This window comes from Stenotrophomonas rhizophila (assembly GCF_001704155.1).
Classification (GTDB): domain Bacteria; phylum Pseudomonadota; class Gammaproteobacteria; order Xanthomonadales; family Xanthomonadaceae; genus Stenotrophomonas; species Stenotrophomonas rhizophila_A.
Genome location: NZ_CP016294.1, coordinates 456587 through 474893 on the forward strand (window position 1 = coordinate 456587; position 18307 = coordinate 474893).

The window sequence follows — 18307 nt, forward strand, 5'->3', positions numbered from 1 at the left end:
GAACTCCATCTGTGATACAGGAGCATGGCATAGACGCGCCGACTGTGTTTCGGGGCACGGATTGCAGAGAGGCGTGCGTGAAGCGCGTCTGGTACGTGAATAGATTGCACTTATTGGACGAAGCTTGGTCCTTCGAGATCGACAGCGAGGGCATAATTCTTCGCCGCACGTACTGGCTGTCGCCCTAGCCGCCGCAGGCTCGGCCATCGACAATCGACCGTTCGGGTGGGAGTTGCTCTGGGCGGAGCCCAGCGACCCGGTCCCACCCCAGCGCAGCGCCATCCGGCCGCCCCCGTGTCCACTTTCGACTCGTTGGCGACAGGTCGGTGCTGTTCTTGACGAGTGTCGATAAAGAACAAGTTCCGTTAGCCAGCAAAATCCGGATTGTGTAACGGCCTGAGTCCACTCCTGGCCGTCAGCGGCCCCCGCCTGCGAAGGCGGCCAGCTCCTCCGCCTGACCCTCGGGGAAGGATTCTTTGAGCAGGTCGAGCAGCGCCGACACCCTTGAGCTGAGCAGCCGTCGCGACGGGTACAGCGCCCATATCTCGATGGGCGGGGCCTTTGCATCTCCCCACGACACCAATGCACCCTCCCTGAGTTCGTCGGCAACCAGCGAGAAGGGCAGCATCGCCGCGCCGGTGCCTGCACGAACGGCATCGCGCACCATGGTAAGTGCGCCCAGGCGCAGCACCGGATCCACCGCGATACGTATCTCGCCTCTCGGCGTCACCACGTCCCAGCCGGTGGCATCGCCGGACGGCCGGAACACCGCAGGCGCCGTCTCGCCCATCGCGGGCAGGGGCAGGTCCGGGTGCGCTACCGCCACCAGGCGGTCCCGGATCAGCACCCGCCCCACCAGCCGCTCATCCGGGTCCGGATTGACCCTTATCACCAGGTCATAGCCTTCTTCCACCATGTCCACGGCGCGGTCTTCGGTGGTGACATCGAGCCGCACCTGTGGGTAGCGCTTCACGAATTCGGCGGCAATCCTGCCCAGCGCCATCTGCGAAAACAGCATCGGTGCGCTTACGCGCAGCCGCCCCCGGGGCGTGTCGCCACCTGAGGCAATGGACGTAGCCGCTTCGTCCAGTTCGGTAAGCAGCGTCTCGGTGCGCTCGAACAGGGCCCGGCCCTCCTCGGTGAGCTTCAGCGTGTGCGAGCCACGCTCGAACAGCCGCACCCCCAGGCTGGCCTCCAGCTCAGCCACGCGGCGCGAGAGTGTTGCCTTGGGGCGGTCCGCTGCGCGCGCGGCGCGGCCAAATCCGCCGTGGCGCGCCACCAGGTTGAAGTCGGCCAAGGCCAGCAGGTCCATGTGTTCCACCAGCGAGACAGGTGGTCCAAGTATATGAGCTATCGGCCCGCACGCGGATCAACAACCATGAGGCCTCACCACCCACCCGGAGTACCCCATGACCATTCTTGTTACCGGCGCCACTGGCACCATCGGCCGTCAGGTCGTCCAGCACCTCACCCAGCGCGGCGCAAACGTTCGGGCACTGGTCCGCACCCCCGCCACCGCCAACCTGCCCGCCACCGTGGAGCTGGTGCAGGGCGACCTGCTGGACGTGGATGCCCTCCGCCAAGCGCTGAAGGGCGTCTCCACGCTGTTCCTGCTCAACGCCGTGGTCGCCGACGAATTCACCCAGGCACTCATCACCCTCAACGTCGCCCGCGAGGCTGGGGTGAAGCGCGTGGTGTACCTGTCGGTGATCCACAGCGACCGCTACGTCAACGTGCCGCACTTCGCCGGCAAGTTCGGCGTTGAGCGCATGATCGAGCAGATGGGCTTCAGCGCCACGATCCTGCGCCCGGCCTATTTCATCGATAACGACCTCACTATCAAGGACGTGGTGCAGGGCTACGGTGTGTACCCCATGCCGATCGGCAGCAAGGGGCTGGCGATGATCGACACCCGCGACATCGCCGAGATCGCCGCCATCGAACTGCTCAACCGCGAACAGGCGCCGGACAACCGCGCGCTGACCCGACTCAACCTGGTGGGCCCGGAAGCACTCACCGGAGAACAGGTGGCCGCCATCTGGAGCGATGTGCTGGATCGCCCGATCGCCTACGGCGGTGATGACACGGCCGCCTTCGAGCAGAACCTGCGCCAGTTCATGCCGGCGTGGATGGCCTACGACATGCGACAGATGGCCGAGCGTTTCATCAGCGACGGCATGCTGCCGGGCGCGGGTGACGTGGAGCGGTTGATGCAGTTGCTGGGTCGGCCGCTGCGTACGTACGGCGCGTTTGCGGCGGAGCATGCGTCAGCGGGCTGAGGACCTAGCCTGGGCAGCGGTTGAACAGCTAGGTCTTAGAGCCCTCGGCGTTCGCCTTCTGGATGCACGCGCTGGTTGACAAGGTAGAACGATCGTTCTACCTTGGCGCTATGGATAAGCCAACGACCGACACCCGACTGAAGATTCTGGACACAGCGGAGGCGCTGATTTACCAGAACGGAATACATGCCACCGGCATGGATCTGCTGGTGAAGACCTCAGGCGTTGCGCGCAAGAGCATTTACCGACACTTTGAAAACAAGGACCAGGTTGCCGCAGCCGCGTTGAACGCGCGGGACGTGCGCTGGCTCAATTGGTTCAGGCAGGAATGCGACAAGACCGGCAGCCCGGAAGCGCGCATCCTGGGCATGTTCACGGTGCTCAAAGGCTGGTTCGAGTCCGAGGGCTATCGCGGCTGTGCCTTCATCAACACGGCAGGCGAGGTCGGCGATTCCCACGACCCGATCCGCAGGATCGCCAAGCACCACAAACAGAAACTGCTCGATTACACGCTGGAGCTCACCGGGCAACTGAACATCGCGCAGCCGGCCGTTCTGGCGCGGCAGTTGCTGGTTCTGATGGAAGGCGCCATCACCGTATCGCGCGTGATGGGTGACTACGACGCCGCAGACACCGCAAGGGATGTTGCGCAGTTGTTGTTGAAGCAAGCCACGCGCTAACGCCGCAGTAACCGAAATCCCGCCGCAGTACCCCGTTCATCCATTTTCCATTGGAGGCCCCACCGTGTCCGCAGAAGCACCCCGTCCCCCCCTTCCCCCGTTCACTCTCGAATCGGCGATCCAGAAGGTTCGCTTGGCAGAAGATGGCTGGAATTCCCGCGATGCCGACAAAGTGGCGCTTGCCTATTCGCTCGACACCCAGTGGCGAAACCGCGCCGAGTTCACCAACGGCCGCGAGGAAGCCCGGCAGTTTCTTGCCCGAAAGTGGAAGAAAGAGCTTGAGTACCGGCTGATCAAGGAGTTGTGGGCATTCACCGGCAACCGCATTGCCGTGCGCTACGCCTATGAATGGCGCGACGACTCTGGAAACTGGTTCCGCTCCTATGGAAACGAGAACTGGGAATTCGGCGCGGATGGTCTGATGGAGCGCCGCTTCTCGTGCATCAACGACATGCCCATCAAGGACAGCGAACGCAAGTTCCACTGGCCACTGGGGCGCCGCCCGGATGATCACCCGGGGCTGTCCGACCTGGGCATGTAAGCTGCGGAGCCAACGTGAGGAAGGCCCGCGGGCGTGAATGCGCCTGCGGGCTTTCCATGTCAGCGCCGGGGTGCTCCTTCGCTTCAGGGGTCGGGCTACGACTGCACTTCAGCGCGGAACGCGATCTCGATCAACTGTTCGGGGAAGGCGAGCGCGGAAACCCCGATGAGATTGCTGGCCACCTGGGGAACCGGCTGGCCATAGACGGCGGGCCTGACCTTGCCGCTGGCGGCGAACGCGGCCGGCACATCGATTACAAAAAGAGTTTCCTCCACCACATCCGCCAGCGATCCGCCCAGCTCGGCCAACAAGGCTTTGGCGTTCTCATAGGTGCGCTTCATTTGCGCCTCCATGGTGTCGAAGTTGGCAGGCTTTCCGTCAGCACCCAGAGCTGCCGGGGCTACCAGCTGCCCCTCCGGCGTGTGTGAGAGCTGGCCCGACACGAAGATCGAATTGTTCACGCGCACGGCCTGCACGTAACCGTAAGCCGATTCCCACGGCACGCCGAAGCTGGCCGTCTTGCGGTTGGAGGTGCTCATTTCGTTTTCTTCCCAGGGTGAAGACGCCAGTCTGCCGGTAGGCATGGCCGCGCGCCTGCCCCGAAAGGGTAATGCAAGCGCAGCTGCATAGGCCGCGGGCGTCCGCTTCTGGCCGAAAGCGGACACGGGCGGGAGGGGCAAGCGATGTTCGTCGCAGGCCCATATGCCGCGCCCCGGTACCCCAAGCGCTGTCCATCAATGCCGCAGCGTCTGGTCATTTCGACTCAGTGCACATCGCCAACAGCGTGCGCGCATCAAGCCCCAAACGCACCATCAATCGTATGCATGGCGCCAGTCACGAAGCTTGCCTCCGGCCCGGCCAGCCAGGCCACCATGCCCGCCACTTCCTCCGGGCGACCATGACGCTTGATCGCCATGAAGCTGTGCATCAGATCCTTCATGGGGCCATCCTCGGGATTGGCATCCGTATCGATGGGGCCGGGCTGAACAATGTTGATCGTGATGCCGCGCGGCCCGAAGTCGCGTGCCAGGCCGCGTGCCAGCCCCTGCAACGCGGACTTGCTCACCGCGTAGGACGCCATGCCCGGCACCGGCATCCTGTCGCCGTTCACCGAGCCGATCACGATGATGCGGCCGCCGTCGCCCATCGTGCGCGCCGCCTCGACGGAGGCGTGGTAGGGCGCGTGCACGTTGATGCGCAGCAGACGATCCACGGCGTCGGGGTCCTGCTCCAACGCATCGCCGAAGATCGCGATGCCCGAGTTCACTACCAGTACGTCCAGCGGACCGGTGTCGCGGACGCGTGCGATCACCGCGTCACGGTCCGCGCTGTCGGTCTTCTCGGCCGTCGCCCCGGTTTCCGCGGCCAGCGCATGCGCCGCATCGGGGGACCCGCTGTAGGTGAAGGTCACCGACGCCCCGTCCGCCACGAAGCGGCGCACGATCGCCGCGCCAATGCCTCGGCTGCCGCCGAGTACCAGCACCTTCTTGTTCTCAAAAGCCATTGTTGGACACGCCTGAGTGAGTAATGTATCATCCACTATAGAAATGACATTCGACGGGTGTCAAGGAATTTAATAGTGGTCGATACAAAACAACCTCGACCCCGCGGTCGGCCCCGGGCGTTCGACCCCGACGCTGCCGTGGCCACCGCGCAGCAGCTGTTCCATGAGCGCAGCTATGACGACGTCAGCGTGGCGGACATCACCGGCACCTTGGGGATCAATCCGCCCAGCTTCTATGCCGCCTTCGGCAGCAAGGCGCAGCTCTTTGGCAAGGTGCTGGACCGGTATGCATGTGACGGGGCGATCCCGCTGCAGCAACTGCTGGATCCGGCCCGGCCCGTCATCGAGTGCCTGGCTGCCGTGCTTGAGGAAGCCGCCTGCCGCTACGCCGGCAAGTCGGGCGCGTCCGGGTGCATGGTCATTGAAGGGGTGCAGTCCATCGATGAGGACGCCAAGCGGGCGGCCATGGTGTTCCTGGTCGGCGCTGAAGCGGCGATCCGTGACTTCGTAGCGGCGCGCCACCCGGAAGCCGCCGACCGGGTGATGGACTACATGACCACCGTGATGATGGGGCTGTCCACTAATGCGCGCCGAGGGCATGACCATGCCCGGCTGCTGGAGTCCGCGCGGCTGGCGGTTGGGGGGTTGGAGCGGGCGATGGCCGGCCCCGGGTAGCCGCCGCTGGTACGTGACCGTGCATGTCATAGGGTCGCTTCGTGCGGCCCTTTTTCATGGACCCATACCACCTCCGGGGTCGATGGCGCTGCGCCACGAGCGCTTCCAAGTTGCTGTTTTACTTAATCATTCACGGATGGCGCCCGGCCTCTGCAGGAAAAGCTAAAGATTGGTCCCCCTCTGCCGATGATGTGATGCACGGCACACTTTCACGTTTTTTAAACAATTGCGTCATCAGGGGACCAAGGAATGAACAAAGTATTCAAGGTGGTATGGAGCAAGGCCGTGGGTCAGTGGGTTGTGACCTCCGAATTCGGCACGGCCGCATCTGGCCGCACCCGCCGCACGGCCAACCGCTTGACCACCGGCCCCCTGGCGGCCCTGAGCCTGATGACCGCGCTGGCGCTGTACGGTCCCTCCGCGATGGCGGCGGTGGACATCACCAACATCGGGTTTGAAACCGGCACGCTGAGCGGCTGGACGTATTCCAAGACCGGCACCCAAGGCTCTACCAGCTATGGCAGCACCGGTGTCGGCGCTGCGGTGGTCACCGGCATGACCGATTTCGAGGCCGACAACGGCACCCATAGCTGGACGGTGACGCCCTTCGGCAACAACATGGCCTCATTGCAGGCCGGCGCCGGTTCGGACTCGTTCACCACGGCTGCAACCGCACTTGGGCTGGACGCTGCAAGCCGTGCGCTGGTTGCAAGCACGATGGCCGGCTCGCCCACGAATGCATCGTGGCTGTACCAGGACCTGACCCTTGCTGCAGGCGACTACTTCAGCATGGCGTGGCAGTACGTCTCGACCGACTACGAGCCGTTCAACGATGCCTCGCTGACCTCGCTGATCAACCTCGGCGACGCCTCGGTGTTCGCAACGGTGAACAACCAGAACGCGCAGTACGCACTGCTGGGTGCCACCAACCTTGGCACGGGCAGCTACTCCACCGGGAGTTATGGTGCAACCGGCTGGCAGGTCGCAACGTACCAGGTCAGCACGGCTGGCACGTACCGCCTGGGGTTCATGTCATTGAATCTGCAGGACACGCAGCTGAGCCCCGTGCTGTTCGTCGACCAGGCGCCGGGCCTGACCTTCGACAAGGGCGTGCCCTTCGGTCCGGTCGCACCCAATCCGGGCAGCGGCGCGCCGACCACGCCGACGACCCCGACGACCCCGACCGGCCCAATCGTCATCGATGGTCCCAAGGGCACCGATGAGCTGGGCAACGAAGACGAGGCCTCGTTCGAGGGCGGTACGCTGGTGGTCGACAAGGACACCAACGTGAATGTCGACTTCAAGATCGACGACAAGCCCGGCACCATCGATCAGAACGGCCACGACTCGACGTTCACCGGCAAGATCGACGACGCCACCAATGGCGTTCCAGGCTCGCTGATCGTCAAGAACAGCGGCAACGGCGGTTCGGTCACGCTGACCAACACCAACGGCTACACCGGTACCACCGAGGTCGACGAGAACGCCACGCTGGCATTGTCCGGCAATGGTTCGATCGACAAGTCGAAGAAGCTCGTGATCGACGGGACGCTGGACGTGACCCAGGCTGCTCCGGTCGTGAACATCATCTCGCTGGACGGCAAGGGTGAAGTGGCGCTGGGCAACAACACGCTGTCCATCACCGATGCCAACGACGAGTTCGAAGGCACCATCGGCGGGCAGGGCGACGTGGCCATCAAGGGCGGCACGCAGGTGCTCTCGGGCACGAACACCTACGCTGGTGGCACCTCTGTCAGCAACAATGCCGTGCTGCAGGTAAGCGGTGATGAGAACCTGGGCGACGCCGCAGGCAAGCTCACGCTTGATGGCGGCACGCTGCACACCACCGGCGACGTCAACAGCGCTCGTGACGTCGTCCTTGCGGGTAATGGCACGTTTGATACCGACACCAACACCACGCTGACCAACAGCGGCGATGTGTCCGGTACGGGCGGCCTGATCAAGAACGGCGAAGGCGGCCTGGAGCTGACCGGTACGGTGAGCCACAGCGGTGGCACCACCGTCAACGAAGGCGAGCTGACCCTGTCGGGCCAGAACACCTACACCGGGGGCACCACGCTCAACGGCGGAGTGCTCAACGTCAGCAGCGACGGCAACCTCGGCGATGCTGCAGGCGGCGTGACCTTCAACGGCGGCACGTTGCACACCACGGGTGATGTGCTCAGTGATCGTGACGTGGTCCTTGCGGGTAATGGCACGTTCGATACCGACGCCAACACCACGCTGACCAACAGCGGCGATGTGTCCGGTACCGGTGGCCTGATCAAGAATGGCGAAGGCGGCCTGGAGCTGACCGGTACGGTGAGCCACAGCGGTGGCACCACCGTCAACGAAGGCGAGCTGACCCTGTCGGGCCAGAACACCTACACCGGTGGCACCACGCTCAACGGCGGCGTGCTCAACGTCAGCAGCGACGGCAACCTCGGCGATGCCGCAGGCGGCCTGACCTTCAATGGCGGCACGCTGCACACCACCGGCGACGTCAACGGCGCTCGCGACGTGGTTCTTGCGGGCGACGCCACCTTCAACACCGACAGCAACACCACGCTGACCAACAGCGGCGATGTGTCCGGTATGGGCGGCCTGATCAAGAACGGCGAAGGCGGCCTGGACCTGACCGGTACGGTGAGCCACAGCGGCGGCACCACCGTCAACGAAGGCGAGCTGACCCTCTCGGGCCAGAACACCTACACCGGCGGCACCACGCTCAACGGTGGCGTGCTCAACATCAGCAGCGATGGCAACCTGGGCGATGCAACGGGTGGCCTTACCTTCAACGGCGGCACCCTGCACACCACCGGCGACGTCGACAGTGATCGCGACGTGGTTCTTGCGGGCGACGGCACCTTCAACACCGACAGCAACACCACGCTGACCAACAGCGGCGATGTGTCCGGTACGGGCGGCCTGATCAAGAACGGCGAAGGCGGCCTGGACCTGACCGGTACGGTGAGCCACAGCGGCGGCACGACCGTCAACGAGGGCGAACTGACCCTGTCGGGCCAGAACACCTACACCGGCGGCACCACGCTCAACGGCGGCGTTCTCAACATCAGCAGCGATGGCAACCTCGGCGATGCAACGGGCGGCCTGACCTTCAATGGCGGCACGCTGCAGGCATCCTCGTCGATGACCACCGGCCGATCGATGGTGCTGGACAGCGTGGGCGCGCTCCGCAGCGCTGAAGGCAGCACCCTGACGGTCAACGGCCCGATCAGCGGCGGCGGTACCCTGGTGGCGGACGGCCAGGGCACGCTGGTGCTTGGCGCGGCCAACACCCACGCAGGCGGCACGCTGATCAGTGGCGGCACGGTCGTACTGGCGCACGCAGGCGGCCTGGGTTCCGGCACCGTGGCGATCAATGACGCGACCCTGCGCACGACGGTCGACACCCAGGTGACGCAGCCGCTGCTGGTGATGGGCGAGGCTACTCTGGATGTGGCCTCGGGCACCACGACGCAGCTGACCGGCATGCTGGACGGTTCGCGCAGCACCGGCTGCTTCATCAAGAGTGGTGCGGGTCGCCTCAACATGGCAGGCACCGCAGTCCTGGCCAATGGCACGTGCGTCAACGAAGGCACCCTCAGTGCCAATGGCGTGCTGATGAGTAATGTGCAGGTGGAACGTGACGGCACGGTGCGTGGCACGGGCACCATCGCCGGCAACATGCGCGTCGATGGCACGCTGGCCCCGGGAAACTCGCCGGGCACGCTGGCAGTGACGGGTACGGTCACGCTGACTGACGACGCCACGCTGCAGATCGATATCGACGGGTACGGCACCGGCGCCGGAGCGGGCAACTACTCACGCCTGCTGGTTTCCGGCGCGGCCGGTCGCTTCGTCGCCAACGGCACCCTTCAGCCCCTGCTGCGCGGCATCAGTGGTAATGCGGGCAACACCTTCACCCCGAAGGTGGGCGACATGTTCCGCATCGTCAGTGGCGAGGGCGGCGTGACCGGCACCTTCGACAGGATCCTGCAGCCGACCGAGGGCCTGGCCGCCAGCACGCGTTTCCAGGTGTACTACACCACCGGTTTCGACATCGACCTGTACGTGACACCGACGGCCTACAGCGCTGACCTGGTGGGCAAGGTCAACGGCAACGGCTTGGCCACTGCGGCTGCACTTGACGCCTTGGTGGAAGCCAGCGACGCCGGCACCACCACCGCCGAGCAGACCGATCTGCTGCGCGCGGTATGGCAGCAGGATGCGGTGGCACTGCCGGTGCTGGTGACCGCCCTGACCGGCGAGAGCCACGCCAAGCTGGCCGGGCTGGCGCAGTCCAATGCGACCGCACTGGCCGACGACGTGACCGGTCGACTGGGCCAGGGTGTGCTGCTGGATGCATCCATCACGCGTATCGACCAGCTGCTGTGGGCCAACATCGGCTACGGGGATCTGTCGGTGGACGCGGATGCCAGCGCCGACCGCTTCGATGCCCGCCAGCGTCGTGCCACGGCCGGTATCGACGTGTACCGCTCCTCCAACGTGGCGTGGGGCGCCGGCCTGGGTCGCACGACGTCGGAACTGGAGCGCAGCCCCTTGGACAACACGCTCGACAGCAACGCGTTCTTTGCCTATGGCGCCGCCAGGGCAGGTGCGGTGGTGCTGGACGGCATGCTGTCTTACTCGGCCGATCGCTGGGAAAGCCAGCGTCCGGACGCCCTGGGTGCCGATGGTCCGCTGTCCGGCAAGGCCTCGGGTACCACCCGCATGGCCAGTGCCGGTGTCAGCCTGCCCTTCACCGCGGCAGGCCTGAGCTGGCAGCCCTCACTGCGCGGCAACTGGCAGAAGGTTGAGCGCAATGCCTACCGCGAAGGGGGTGACTCGCTGGCGGCGCTGGACGTTGCACGCCTCCAGGCGGAAGGTAGCCGCGCCACGCTCGGCCTGTCGGTCGGCTCGCTGCGGAACGATCCGCTGGCAGCGCGCGGGACCTGGCAGTTCGGTTTGCAGGCAGGCATCAACCACGGCCAGGCCCGCCAGGCCACGGTGACCACCACACTGGCCGGCGAGCGGGTGGACCTGTCCGCCGCCGAGGCGGGCAAGGCCTTCGGTCGTGCCCAGCTGCAGGGCACCGTGCGCCTGGGTGCGTCGAGCTACCTGTACGGTGGCGTCAGCACCGAGCAGGGGTCGGGCGTGGAGAACAACAGCGTCAACGCGGGTATCCGCATCGCGCTGTGATGCCAGGCAGCGGGAGGGCACTGCCTTCCCGCTGCGGCATGCAACCGAGGCCGCGCATCCCGCTGGGGTGCGCGGCCTTTTCTTTGATTGGCGTCTGAGTTCAATCGGTTGATCGCTTGTCGAGAACTCTAAGCTCGGATACGCAGACCTTCGCCGCACTTGATGGTCCGTCACGACCAACGGTCGTGACCTACCGGATGCGGAGTCAGCGGCTACGTCCCATTCGGCCGCGTGCCAGTCCCGTGCGTTAGATCACTGCGATCTTGGCCTTGGCCAGCGCCTCGCGCACCATCCCGTCGTTGGCTTCCGTCACGGGCCGGGTCAGCTGCCAGTGGAGCTTCACCCGGAACCCCGCCTTCACCGCGTCCTGCGCACTCCACAGCACGCAGTAATCGCGCGCCAACCCGCACACATGCACCTCGCGGATGCCACGCTCGTGCAGCCATCCGGCCAGCCCGGTGGCCGGGCGGGTGCCGTCAGGCCCATGGTTCTCCCGGAATGCACTATAGGAGTCCACCTCACGGCGGGTGCCCTTGCGCAGGATCAGGTCGGCCACGGTCCAGTCCACGCCCGGGTGCAGCACGGCGCCCTCGCTGCCCTGCACACAGTGGTTCGGCCACAAGGTCTGCGGCTGCGCATGCAGCAGGATGGTCTCGAACGGGAGCTTGCCCGGATGCTGGCTGGCGAACGACGCGTGGTCGGCCGGGTGCCAGTCCTGGGTTGCCACCACCGTGCGGTAGCGACGTTCTGCCAGCAGGTCGGCAATCGGCGCTACCAGCGCATCCCCTTCCTCGCAGGCCAACGCGCCACCGGGCATGAAGTCCGGCTGCAGGTCGATTACCAGCAGGGCGACATCGGCGTGCAGGGCGGTCATGGCAGGTCCAGCGCAACGAAAGAGGGGCAACCAGCGTGGCGGCCACCCGCCCGTACGTCAATCGCCCTGGGGCGCGTCGTTGTCCTGGCCGTAATACAACAGCCCGATCTTGATCCGCTCACGGTTGTTCTCGCGGCGGTGCCGGTTGGCGTCCCGCAGCGAGTACACGCAGCCGCAGTACTCTTGCTGGTAGAACTGCTCGCGCTTGCTGATCTCCACCATGCGCGCTGCGCCACCGCCCTTACGCCAGTTGTAATCCCAGTACTGGATACCGGGGTAATGGGCCGCCGCACGGTGGCCGCAGTCGTTGATCTGGTTCATGTCCTTCCAGCGCGAGATGCCCAGCGAGCTGCTGATCACCGGAAAGCCATGCTCATGCGCGTACAGCGCGGTGCGCACGAAGCGCATGTCGAAGCACATGGTGCAGCGGATGCCGCGTTCGGGTTCGTTCTCCATGCCGCGGGCGCGGGCGAACCAGTTGTCGGTGTCGTAGTCCGCGTCGATGAAAGGCACGCCATGCTGCTCGGCGAAGCGGATGTTCTCCTGCTTGCGCAGCTCGTACTCGCGTGCCGGGTGGATGTTGGGGTTGTAGAAGAAGATTGTGTAGTCGATCCCGGAAGCGGTGATGGCCTCCATGACCTCGCCGGAGCAGGGCGCACAGCACGAATGCAGCAACAGCTTGTCGTGGCCGCCGGGCAGGGTGAGGGTGGGGCGGATGAAATCGGTCATGCGGAAATCCATTGACCCCGCTGCCGGCAACGGCGGCAGCGGGGTCCTTGTGCAACAGTGGAAAGGTCAGGCGGCGTTGGCGTCGGCGGTCTCGGCGCGCAGCTGGTGCGCCGCCGCTACCAGCGCTTCCAGCGCGGCCCGCGTCTCCGGCCAGCCGCGGGTCTTGAGCCCGCAGTCCGGGTTCACCCAGATCTGCTCGGGGCGAAGCACCTCGGCGGCCTTGCGCAGCAGGGAGAGCATCTCCTCCTTGTCCGGCACGCGCGGCGAGTGGATGTCGTACACGCCCGGACCGATTTCGTTGGGGTACTGGAAGCGCACGAAGGCATCCAGCAGTTCCATGCGCGAGCGCGAGGTCTCGATGGAGATCACATCGGCGTCCATTGCCGCCACCGAGTGGATGATGTCGTTGAACTCGGAGTAGCACATGTGGGTGTGGATCTGGGTGGCATCGCGCACGCCGCTGGCGCTGATCCGGAACGCTTCCACCGCCCAGTCCAGGTACTCGCGCCACTGTGCCCGGCGCAGCGGCAGGCCCTCGCGGATGGCCGGTTCGTCGATCTGGATCACGCCGATGCCGGCCGCCTCCAGGTCCAGCACTTCATCGCGCAACGCGAGCGCGATCTGCCGGCAGGTATCGGCGCGGGCCTGGTCGTCGCGCACGAACGACCACTGCAGCACCGTCACCGGGCCGGTCAGCATGCCCTTCATGGGGCGGTCGGTGAGCGACTGCGCGTACTGCGACCAGCGCACGGTCATCGGCTGTGGGCGGGTCACATCGCCGTAGATCACCGGCGGCTTCACGCAGCGCGAGCCATAGCTCTGCACCCAGCCGTTCTTGGTGAAGGCAAAGCCCTCCAGCTGCTCGCCGAAGTACTCCACCATGTCGTTGCGCTCGAACTCCCCGTGCACCAGCACGTCCAGCCCGATCTGCTCCTGGATGCGCACGCAGTGCTCGGTCTGGCTGGCCAGGAAGGCATCGTAGTCGGCGTCGGGCAGGGTGCCGGACTTGTTGCGGGCGCGGGCCTCACGCACTTCCAGCGTCTGCGGGAAGGAACCAATGGTGGTGGTGGGGAAGCGTGGCAGCTTGAGTGCGGCGGCTTGGGCCAGGTGGCGCTGCGGGTAGCGGCTGTGGCGCTGTGCATCGGCCGGCGTCAGTGCGGCCAAGCGCTCGGCCACGGCGGGGTTGTGCACGCGCGGCGAGCGCTTGCGGGAGGCGATGCGCTCGCGCGAGAGCTCAAGCGCGGCTTCGGCGCGGGCCGGCGCGTCGATGGCATCGGCCAGCACGCGCAGCTCTTCCAGCTTCTGCTTCGAGAACGCCAGCCAGCCACGCAGTTCATCGTCCAGCTTCTTCTCATGCGCCAGGTCCACCGGGCTGTGCAGCAGCGAACACGACGGTGACAGCCACAGGAAATCGCTGCCCAGCTGGCCGTGTGCGTAGCGGGCCAGCACCAGTGCGTTGTCCAGGTGGGTACGCCAGATGTTGCGGCCGTTGACCAGGCCGGCCGAGAGCACGCGGCCGGCGGGCAGGGCCTTGATCACCGCATCCAGCTGTTCCGGTGCGCGCACCAGGTCCACGTGCAGGCCATCCACCGGCAGCGAGGCCGCCAGTTCCAGGTTGTCGTCCAATGCACCGAAGTAGGTGGCCACCAGCACCTTGGGGCGGGCGGCGGTGGCCAGCACCGCATAGGCGTGTTCAAAGGCGGCACGCGCCTCCGGGCTGAGGTCCTGCACCAGCGCCGGCTCATCCAGCTGCACCCACTGCGCGCCGGCGGCCTGCAGCTGGCCCAGCAGCTGCACGTACACCGGCAGCAGCGCTTCCAGCAGGTCCAGCGCCGGGCTGCCGTCGGTGGTCTTGGACAGGAGCAGGAAGGTCACCGGACCAATGAGCACCGGGCGGGTTTCGATGCCCAGCCCCTTGGCCTGGCGGTATTCGGCCAGCGGCTTGTCGCCGCGCAGCGCGAAGCCCTGGCCGGCCTGCAGTTCGGGCACGAGGTAGTGGTAGTTGGTGTCGAACCACTTGGTCATTTCCAGCGCGTGCAGGTCAAAACCATCGCGCTGCAGTCCGCGTGCCATCGCGAAGTAGCCGGCCAGCGGATCGGCGTCGGCCAGCGCGCGGTAGCGGGCCGGAATGGCATCGAACAGGAAGGCGGCATCCAGCACCTGGTCGTACAGGCTGAAGTCGTTGCTGGGCGGCACATCCACCCCGGCATCGCGTTGCAGCTGCCAATGCGTGGTGCGCAGGGCGGTGGCGGTATCCTGCAGCGCTTCGGCGCTGCTCTGGCCGGACCAGTACGCTTCCAGCGCGCGCTTGAGCTCGCGTTTGGCGCCGATGCGGGGGAAACCCAGGTTGGTAACAGTGGTCATGGAACGTGTCCTCATTGCAGTAGCGGCATTGAGGAACGAAGGAACTGCGCGGCACCCACGCCATTGCTGCCGTGTCCGCCCGCCAGCGACCTTCGCCCCCGCGGGCGAACCGGATGCCGTGAAGCGGACGCACGGGGGCAGCGCCACGCAGAACGCATGGCGGCAGGCCCCGGCAACCTCCCCGCGGACGTTCCAGGTCGAATCAGAGGACGGTCGTGTCCTCCGGCCGGGGCCGGTATTCGGGCTGATGGACACGGGCACGGGGCCCACCTACTTCCTGCCGCTTCCCAGGCGCCAGGCCCAGTGCTGTTGGCAGGTTTCGTTTCCACTCACCGCTGCGGGGCAGCTCCGGAATGGGTGCGCAAGGCACCTTCACCGGATTCCCGTTTAAACCCATCCCTTCATCTGCATGAAGAGATGGATACCTTCGGCGAGCACAAGGTAGGCCGAGTTGGGGCGGCGGTCAAGGGGAGGGCAGGTCTTATATCGGCTTCGCTTATGAGCCAGCGAGACGAAAAGCGTCGGCCATCCGATCCTGCTCGCGCGCGGAAAGCCCAAGTTGCCTGGCCAGCGTCCGCCACTGGCGGACAATCCCCTGAAACTCCTCGATGATTTCATCGCCCTCATCCAGGCCCACCCGGCAGTACGCGGCGACTTCGCGCGCGAGCTCCAGGTCCAGAGCGTTGTCTGCTTCGGTGATGTTTAACTTCAGGCCGTCTGCAACCGGCACCGGGTTCATGTCATACGCTTCCGAGAGGCGCCATCCCGATCCCGGCACCAGGATGAAGCCGTGGTTTCTCAGGTGATCATCGGTGTTGGAGACAAGGATATTGAAGACGATTCTCGACCATAGCTCCCGGAGATCCGCATTCGTTTGGGAGCCATGCCTGATCAACACCTCGGCCAGTTCCAGATAACTCACGCCCGTGGAGGCGTCATCGCCATCTACATGGCCCGTCATGGTCATGGCTGAGGCAAAGTGCAGGCGCTTCCCTTCATCGGTGCGATCAAACCTTCGAACCATGAAGCAGTGATGGTCACTGGCGAATTTTCGCGCTTGGGCGGTGGCTACATTGAGGCCACAGCCAACGGCAAGCGCGTTGACGACCATTTCCCAGCCGCCGACGTCGTAGTCATCACGCGAACTCGGAAACTTGGCGATGTAGAGGCGTCCCTGTTCGTCGGCAACGCTCGCCTTGGGCCTGGCACCGCCCAGCGAACCGCCCGGCGCGATAAGCATCCTCAACCACTGCTGGCCTTGCTGGGACACGTTGTCCTGATCATCCTCCAGCGCGCGACTCGCTTGCTCCAAGGCACGAATCTGCGCAAAGGGCGGGGCCGCGAGTCCGATGGAATCATCCAAGAACTCTCCGCGGTCCTCCTGCTTGTAGCGCAGCGCGCCCACGCGATAGAGGTCGTGTACGCCAAGAAGGTAATCCGTCTCGAACAGTCGCGTTCCGGCCGGCCGGGCGCCGGCACGGATCTCACGTTCAAGGCGGCGATCCATAAGAAGGCGACCCCAGCGATCGGGGCTGGAATCGGAAAACGCGCCGAACCGGTCCTGGGGTGCAGGCGGATACTGGGGACCCTCGAAAAGGGAAATTTTCCGGTCGAGTGCGACTCGACCTATGACAGGGTCGGCTAATGCCGCAGGGTCGTACTGAAACTCGAACGTCTCGTGAGCTCGCGTCCTGCGGGAGTTCAGATAGCCCAGCCGGCGAGGTTGCTGCAAGCCTTCCCAATCCGCATACACCGCGATCATCGTCATTTCGTATTGCCTTGGTCGCGCTTCTTGCTGGAGGGCTTCAAGAGTGAGGCAAGACCTGCAGACGTCATTGCAACTGGCTTGGCAGATCCAGTTGTCGGGGTTACGTACTCGCCCTTGCGAGGCGCTTCGCCTTGGTTGGCCATCATGGCTCTTCCGGCTTTCTGAGTCGGCGGCTTGGCTTTTGGGAACCTGGTGGCCTTGGGCAGCGCCTGTTCACGAACGCTGCCTGTTTTAAGGCGTGAGTCCTGAAGCCGACGACCCAACTCATCGTCGGCGGCGAGCAACGCGAGGTCTCGTTCAATGCCAAGCACCTGCATCACCGAAAGATAAGCACCCATGGTCACTCCCGCTGCCCCGGACTCAAGCGACCGCAGCGTCATCGGCGACATTCCTGAGCGCTCTGCCAACTGTTTGGCCGTGATCTTGCGCCGCAGACGTGCAAGCTTGAGTCGCTCCCCAAACTCGGCGAGGAGCATTTCCGTTGAGGGCAGGAGTGGAGCGGTCTTCTTCGCCATGGCGCTATTATTCCTGCGTTTTTGAATGAAAAGAGCCACAATATTAGCACTATGAACGAGGATCGATCATTTGCCAGCCTAACATGATCGAAAAACGCCAAATGTAGAAATATTATGGCTAAAATAGCCAAATAATGCCATAATATTATCGCTATTGTCGTGCTGAGAGGCGAGCCCCTTCAGGAGGCAAGCCGGTACGGCTCGATGCTGGTCAGCGCTCGGCCAGTCCATCTCGCGCCTTGGCTATGTCGTAACCCTTCTGCAGGTTCAGCCACGCCCCTGCATCCGTACCGCGACTTCCCGCGTATCTCTCCACAACTTCCGTGGAGCCCGGCATGCGCGCGCACCCTTCTCTCTCTGTGTCGCTTCTCCTGCTATGCCCCGCGCTGGCCTCTGCCCAGACCGTCCAGCGCCAGGAAGGTCGTGCCTACGCGGCAAACGGCGACACCCTGCTGTACCGCGAAACCCATTGGCTGCAGGGATCCCAGCAGGCGCAGTCACGGCTGGTGCTGTACCGCTGCGCGGACGGCCGCCCCTTCGCGCGCAAGTGGATGACGCCGCAGGGCAGCCCGCAGACGCCGGATTTCGCGCTGGAAGACGGCCGCGACGGCTACCAGGAAGGCGTGCGCGGCAATGGCGCAGCTCGCACGGTCTATGTGCGGGCCACTTCGGATGCCACCCCGGTCAGCCGCGCGTTGGAGGTGCCCGCGGGCGCGGTGGTCGATGCCGGTTTCGACGCGGCCGTGCGCCGACATTGGGCAGACCTGCTCGAAGGGCAACCGGTGGCATTCCAGTTCCTGCTGCCCAGCCGCCAGCGGCTGGTGCCGTTGAAGCTGCAGCGCACCGGCGCGCTCACCTGGAAAGGCCAGCCGGCGCAGCAGCTGCAGATGAAACTCGATGCGTGGTTCGGCTTCGCCGTGCCGGCGGTAACCCTCATCTATGCAAGCGCCGACCAGCGCCTGCTGCAGTTCACCGGCACCGGCAACGTGCGCGACCAGAACGGGCGCTACCCGCAGGTGCGCGTGGAGTTCCCCTCGCCGCCCGTAGCCGCTGGCGCGGCCGAGCTTGCCACGGCGCGGGGGCAAGCATTGGTGAAGACATGCGACTCATGAATACCCTCTTGCAGCCGTCCTCAGGAGCAACGACCATGCAGGCTTGCTACCTGCCGACACCGAG

14 protein-coding genes and 1 riboswitch are annotated in these 18307 nt (G+C 65.1%); of the genes, 6 read left to right on the forward strand and 8 right to left on the reverse strand.

Features of this window, described 5'->3' with window-relative positions; genetic code table 11:
* Positions 1–415 precede the first annotated feature (415 nt).
* On the reverse strand, positions 416–1312 hold the full coding sequence (locus BAY15_RS01860; RefSeq protein WP_068848460.1) for a LysR family transcriptional regulator: 897 nt from the start codon (positions 1310–1312) through the stop codon (positions 416–418).
* Positions 1313–1409: 97 nt separating this feature from the next.
* Between BAY15_RS01860 and BAY15_RS01865 the strand changes: the two genes are divergently transcribed.
* The 3 genes from BAY15_RS01865 (at position 1410) to BAY15_RS01875 (ending at position 3500) form a co-directional block, all read left to right on the forward strand.
* On the forward strand, positions 1410–2279 hold the full coding sequence (locus tag BAY15_RS01865; protein WP_068848462.1) for an SDR family oxidoreductase: 870 nt from the start codon (positions 1410–1412) through the stop codon (positions 2277–2279).
* Between the two features lie 110 nt (positions 2280–2389).
* Complete coding sequence (locus tag BAY15_RS01870) at positions 2390–2959, forward strand: TetR/AcrR family transcriptional regulator (protein ID WP_068848464.1); 570 nt, start codon at positions 2390–2392, stop codon at positions 2957–2959.
* Between the two features lie 64 nt (positions 2960–3023).
* Positions 3024–3500, forward strand: coding sequence for a DUF1348 family protein (locus BAY15_RS01875; protein WP_025875918.1), 477 nt, complete (start codon positions 3024–3026; stop codon positions 3498–3500).
* A 95-nt stretch (positions 3501–3595) separates the two neighbouring features.
* Here BAY15_RS01875 and BAY15_RS01880 read toward each other — a convergent pair whose 3' ends face one another.
* Positions 3596–4039 carry a RidA family protein gene (locus BAY15_RS01880; RefSeq protein WP_068848465.1) on the reverse strand — a complete coding sequence of 148 codons (444 nt, stop codon included), beginning with the start codon at positions 4037–4039 and terminating at the stop codon, positions 3596–3598.
* 254 nt (positions 4040–4293) lie between these two features.
* Positions 4294–5004, reverse strand: a complete 711-nt coding sequence (bdcA, locus tag BAY15_RS01885) for an SDR family oxidoreductase (protein ID WP_068848467.1) — start codon at positions 5002–5004, stop codon at positions 4294–4296.
* A 75-nt stretch (positions 5005–5079) separates the two neighbouring features.
* Between bdcA and BAY15_RS01890 the strand changes: the two genes are divergently transcribed.
* Together BAY15_RS01890 and BAY15_RS01895 are read left to right on the forward strand one after the other, a co-directional pair.
* The gene (locus BAY15_RS01890) at positions 5080–5679 is read left to right on the forward strand and encodes a TetR/AcrR family transcriptional regulator (protein ID WP_068848469.1); all 600 of its coding nucleotides are present in this window, start codon (positions 5080–5082) and stop codon (positions 5677–5679) included.
* Between the two features lie 249 nt (positions 5680–5928).
* On the forward strand, positions 5929–10881 hold the full coding sequence (locus BAY15_RS01895) for an autotransporter-associated beta strand repeat-containing protein (protein ID WP_068848471.1): 4953 nt from the start codon (positions 5929–5931) through the stop codon (positions 10879–10881).
* Positions 10882–11128: 247 nt separating this feature from the next.
* On the opposite strand, the gene pncA is transcribed toward BAY15_RS01895, so the two are convergent.
* The 5 genes from pncA to BAY15_RS01920 all read right to left on the reverse strand — a co-directional run bounded on the left by pncA (position 11129) and on the right by BAY15_RS01920 (position 17131).
* Positions 11129–11755 carry a bifunctional nicotinamidase/pyrazinamidase gene (gene pncA / locus BAY15_RS01900; protein WP_068848473.1) on the reverse strand — a complete coding sequence of 209 codons (627 nt, stop codon included), beginning with the start codon at positions 11753–11755 and terminating at the stop codon, positions 11129–11131.
* Between the two features lie 57 nt (positions 11756–11812).
* On the reverse strand, positions 11813–12484 hold the full coding sequence (locus BAY15_RS01905) for an epoxyqueuosine reductase QueH (RefSeq protein WP_068854501.1): 672 nt from the start codon (positions 12482–12484) through the stop codon (positions 11813–11815).
* Between the two features lie 66 nt (positions 12485–12550).
* Positions 12551–14848, reverse strand: coding sequence for a 5-methyltetrahydropteroyltriglutamate--homocysteine S-methyltransferase (gene metE / locus BAY15_RS01910; RefSeq protein WP_068848475.1), 2298 nt, complete (start codon positions 14846–14848; stop codon positions 12551–12553).
* Positions 14849–15061: 213 nt separating this feature from the next.
* A riboswitch (cobalamin riboswitch) is annotated at positions 15062–15293 on the reverse strand.
* A gap of 51 nt (positions 15294–15344) precedes the next feature.
* A complete protein-coding gene (locus BAY15_RS01915; protein WP_068848477.1) occupies positions 15345–16616 on the reverse strand; it encodes a type II toxin-antitoxin system HipA family toxin in 1272 nt (423 codons plus the stop codon).
* On the reverse strand, positions 16613–17131 hold the full coding sequence (locus tag BAY15_RS01920) for a helix-turn-helix domain-containing protein (RefSeq protein WP_068848479.1): 519 nt from the start codon (positions 17129–17131) through the stop codon (positions 16613–16615). Before BAY15_RS01920 ends, BAY15_RS01915 begins: the two co-directional genes overlap by 4 nt.
* Before the next feature lie 335 nt (positions 17132–17466).
* Here BAY15_RS01920 and BAY15_RS01925 point away from each other — a divergent pair, with 335 nt between their 5' ends.
* Positions 17467–18243, forward strand: a complete 777-nt coding sequence (locus BAY15_RS01925; RefSeq protein ID WP_068848481.1) for a hypothetical protein — start codon at positions 17467–17469, stop codon at positions 18241–18243.
* Positions 18244–18307: the final 64 nt, after the last annotated feature.

Coding starts and splice junctions, on each gene's coding strand:
- BAY15_RS01925 (WP_068848481.1), top strand. CDS start 17,467: ATGCGCGCGCACCCTTCTCTCTCTGTGTCGCTTCTCCTGCTATGCCCC.
- bdcA (WP_068848467.1), bottom strand. CDS start 5,004: ATGGCTTTTGAGAACAAGAAGGTGCTGGTACTCGGCGGCAGCCGAGGC.
- pncA (WP_068848473.1), bottom strand. CDS start 11,755: ATGACCGCCCTGCACGCCGATGTCGCCCTGCTGGTAATCGACCTGCAG.
- BAY15_RS01920 (WP_068848479.1), bottom strand. CDS start 17,131: ATGGCGAAGAAGACCGCTCCACTCCTGCCCTCAACGGAAATGCTCCTC.
- BAY15_RS01905 (WP_068854501.1), bottom strand. CDS start 12,484: ATGACCGATTTCATCCGCCCCACCCTCACCCTGCCCGGCGGCCACGAC.
- BAY15_RS01865 (WP_068848462.1), top strand. CDS start 1,410: ATGACCATTCTTGTTACCGGCGCCACTGGCACCATCGGCCGTCAGGTC.
- BAY15_RS01895 (WP_068848471.1), top strand. CDS start 5,929: ATGAACAAAGTATTCAAGGTGGTATGGAGCAAGGCCGTGGGTCAGTGG.
- BAY15_RS01860 (WP_068848460.1), bottom strand. CDS start 1,312: ATGGACCTGCTGGCCTTGGCCGACTTCAACCTGGTGGCGCGCCACGGC.
- BAY15_RS01915 (WP_068848477.1), bottom strand. CDS start 16,616: ATGACGATGATCGCGGTGTATGCGGATTGGGAAGGCTTGCAGCAACCT.
- BAY15_RS01870 (WP_068848464.1), top strand. CDS start 2,390: ATGGATAAGCCAACGACCGACACCCGACTGAAGATTCTGGACACAGCG.
- BAY15_RS01880 (WP_068848465.1), bottom strand. CDS start 4,039: ATGAGCACCTCCAACCGCAAGACGGCCAGCTTCGGCGTGCCGTGGGAA.
- metE (WP_068848475.1), bottom strand. CDS start 14,848: ATGACCACTGTTACCAACCTGGGTTTCCCCCGCATCGGCGCCAAACGC.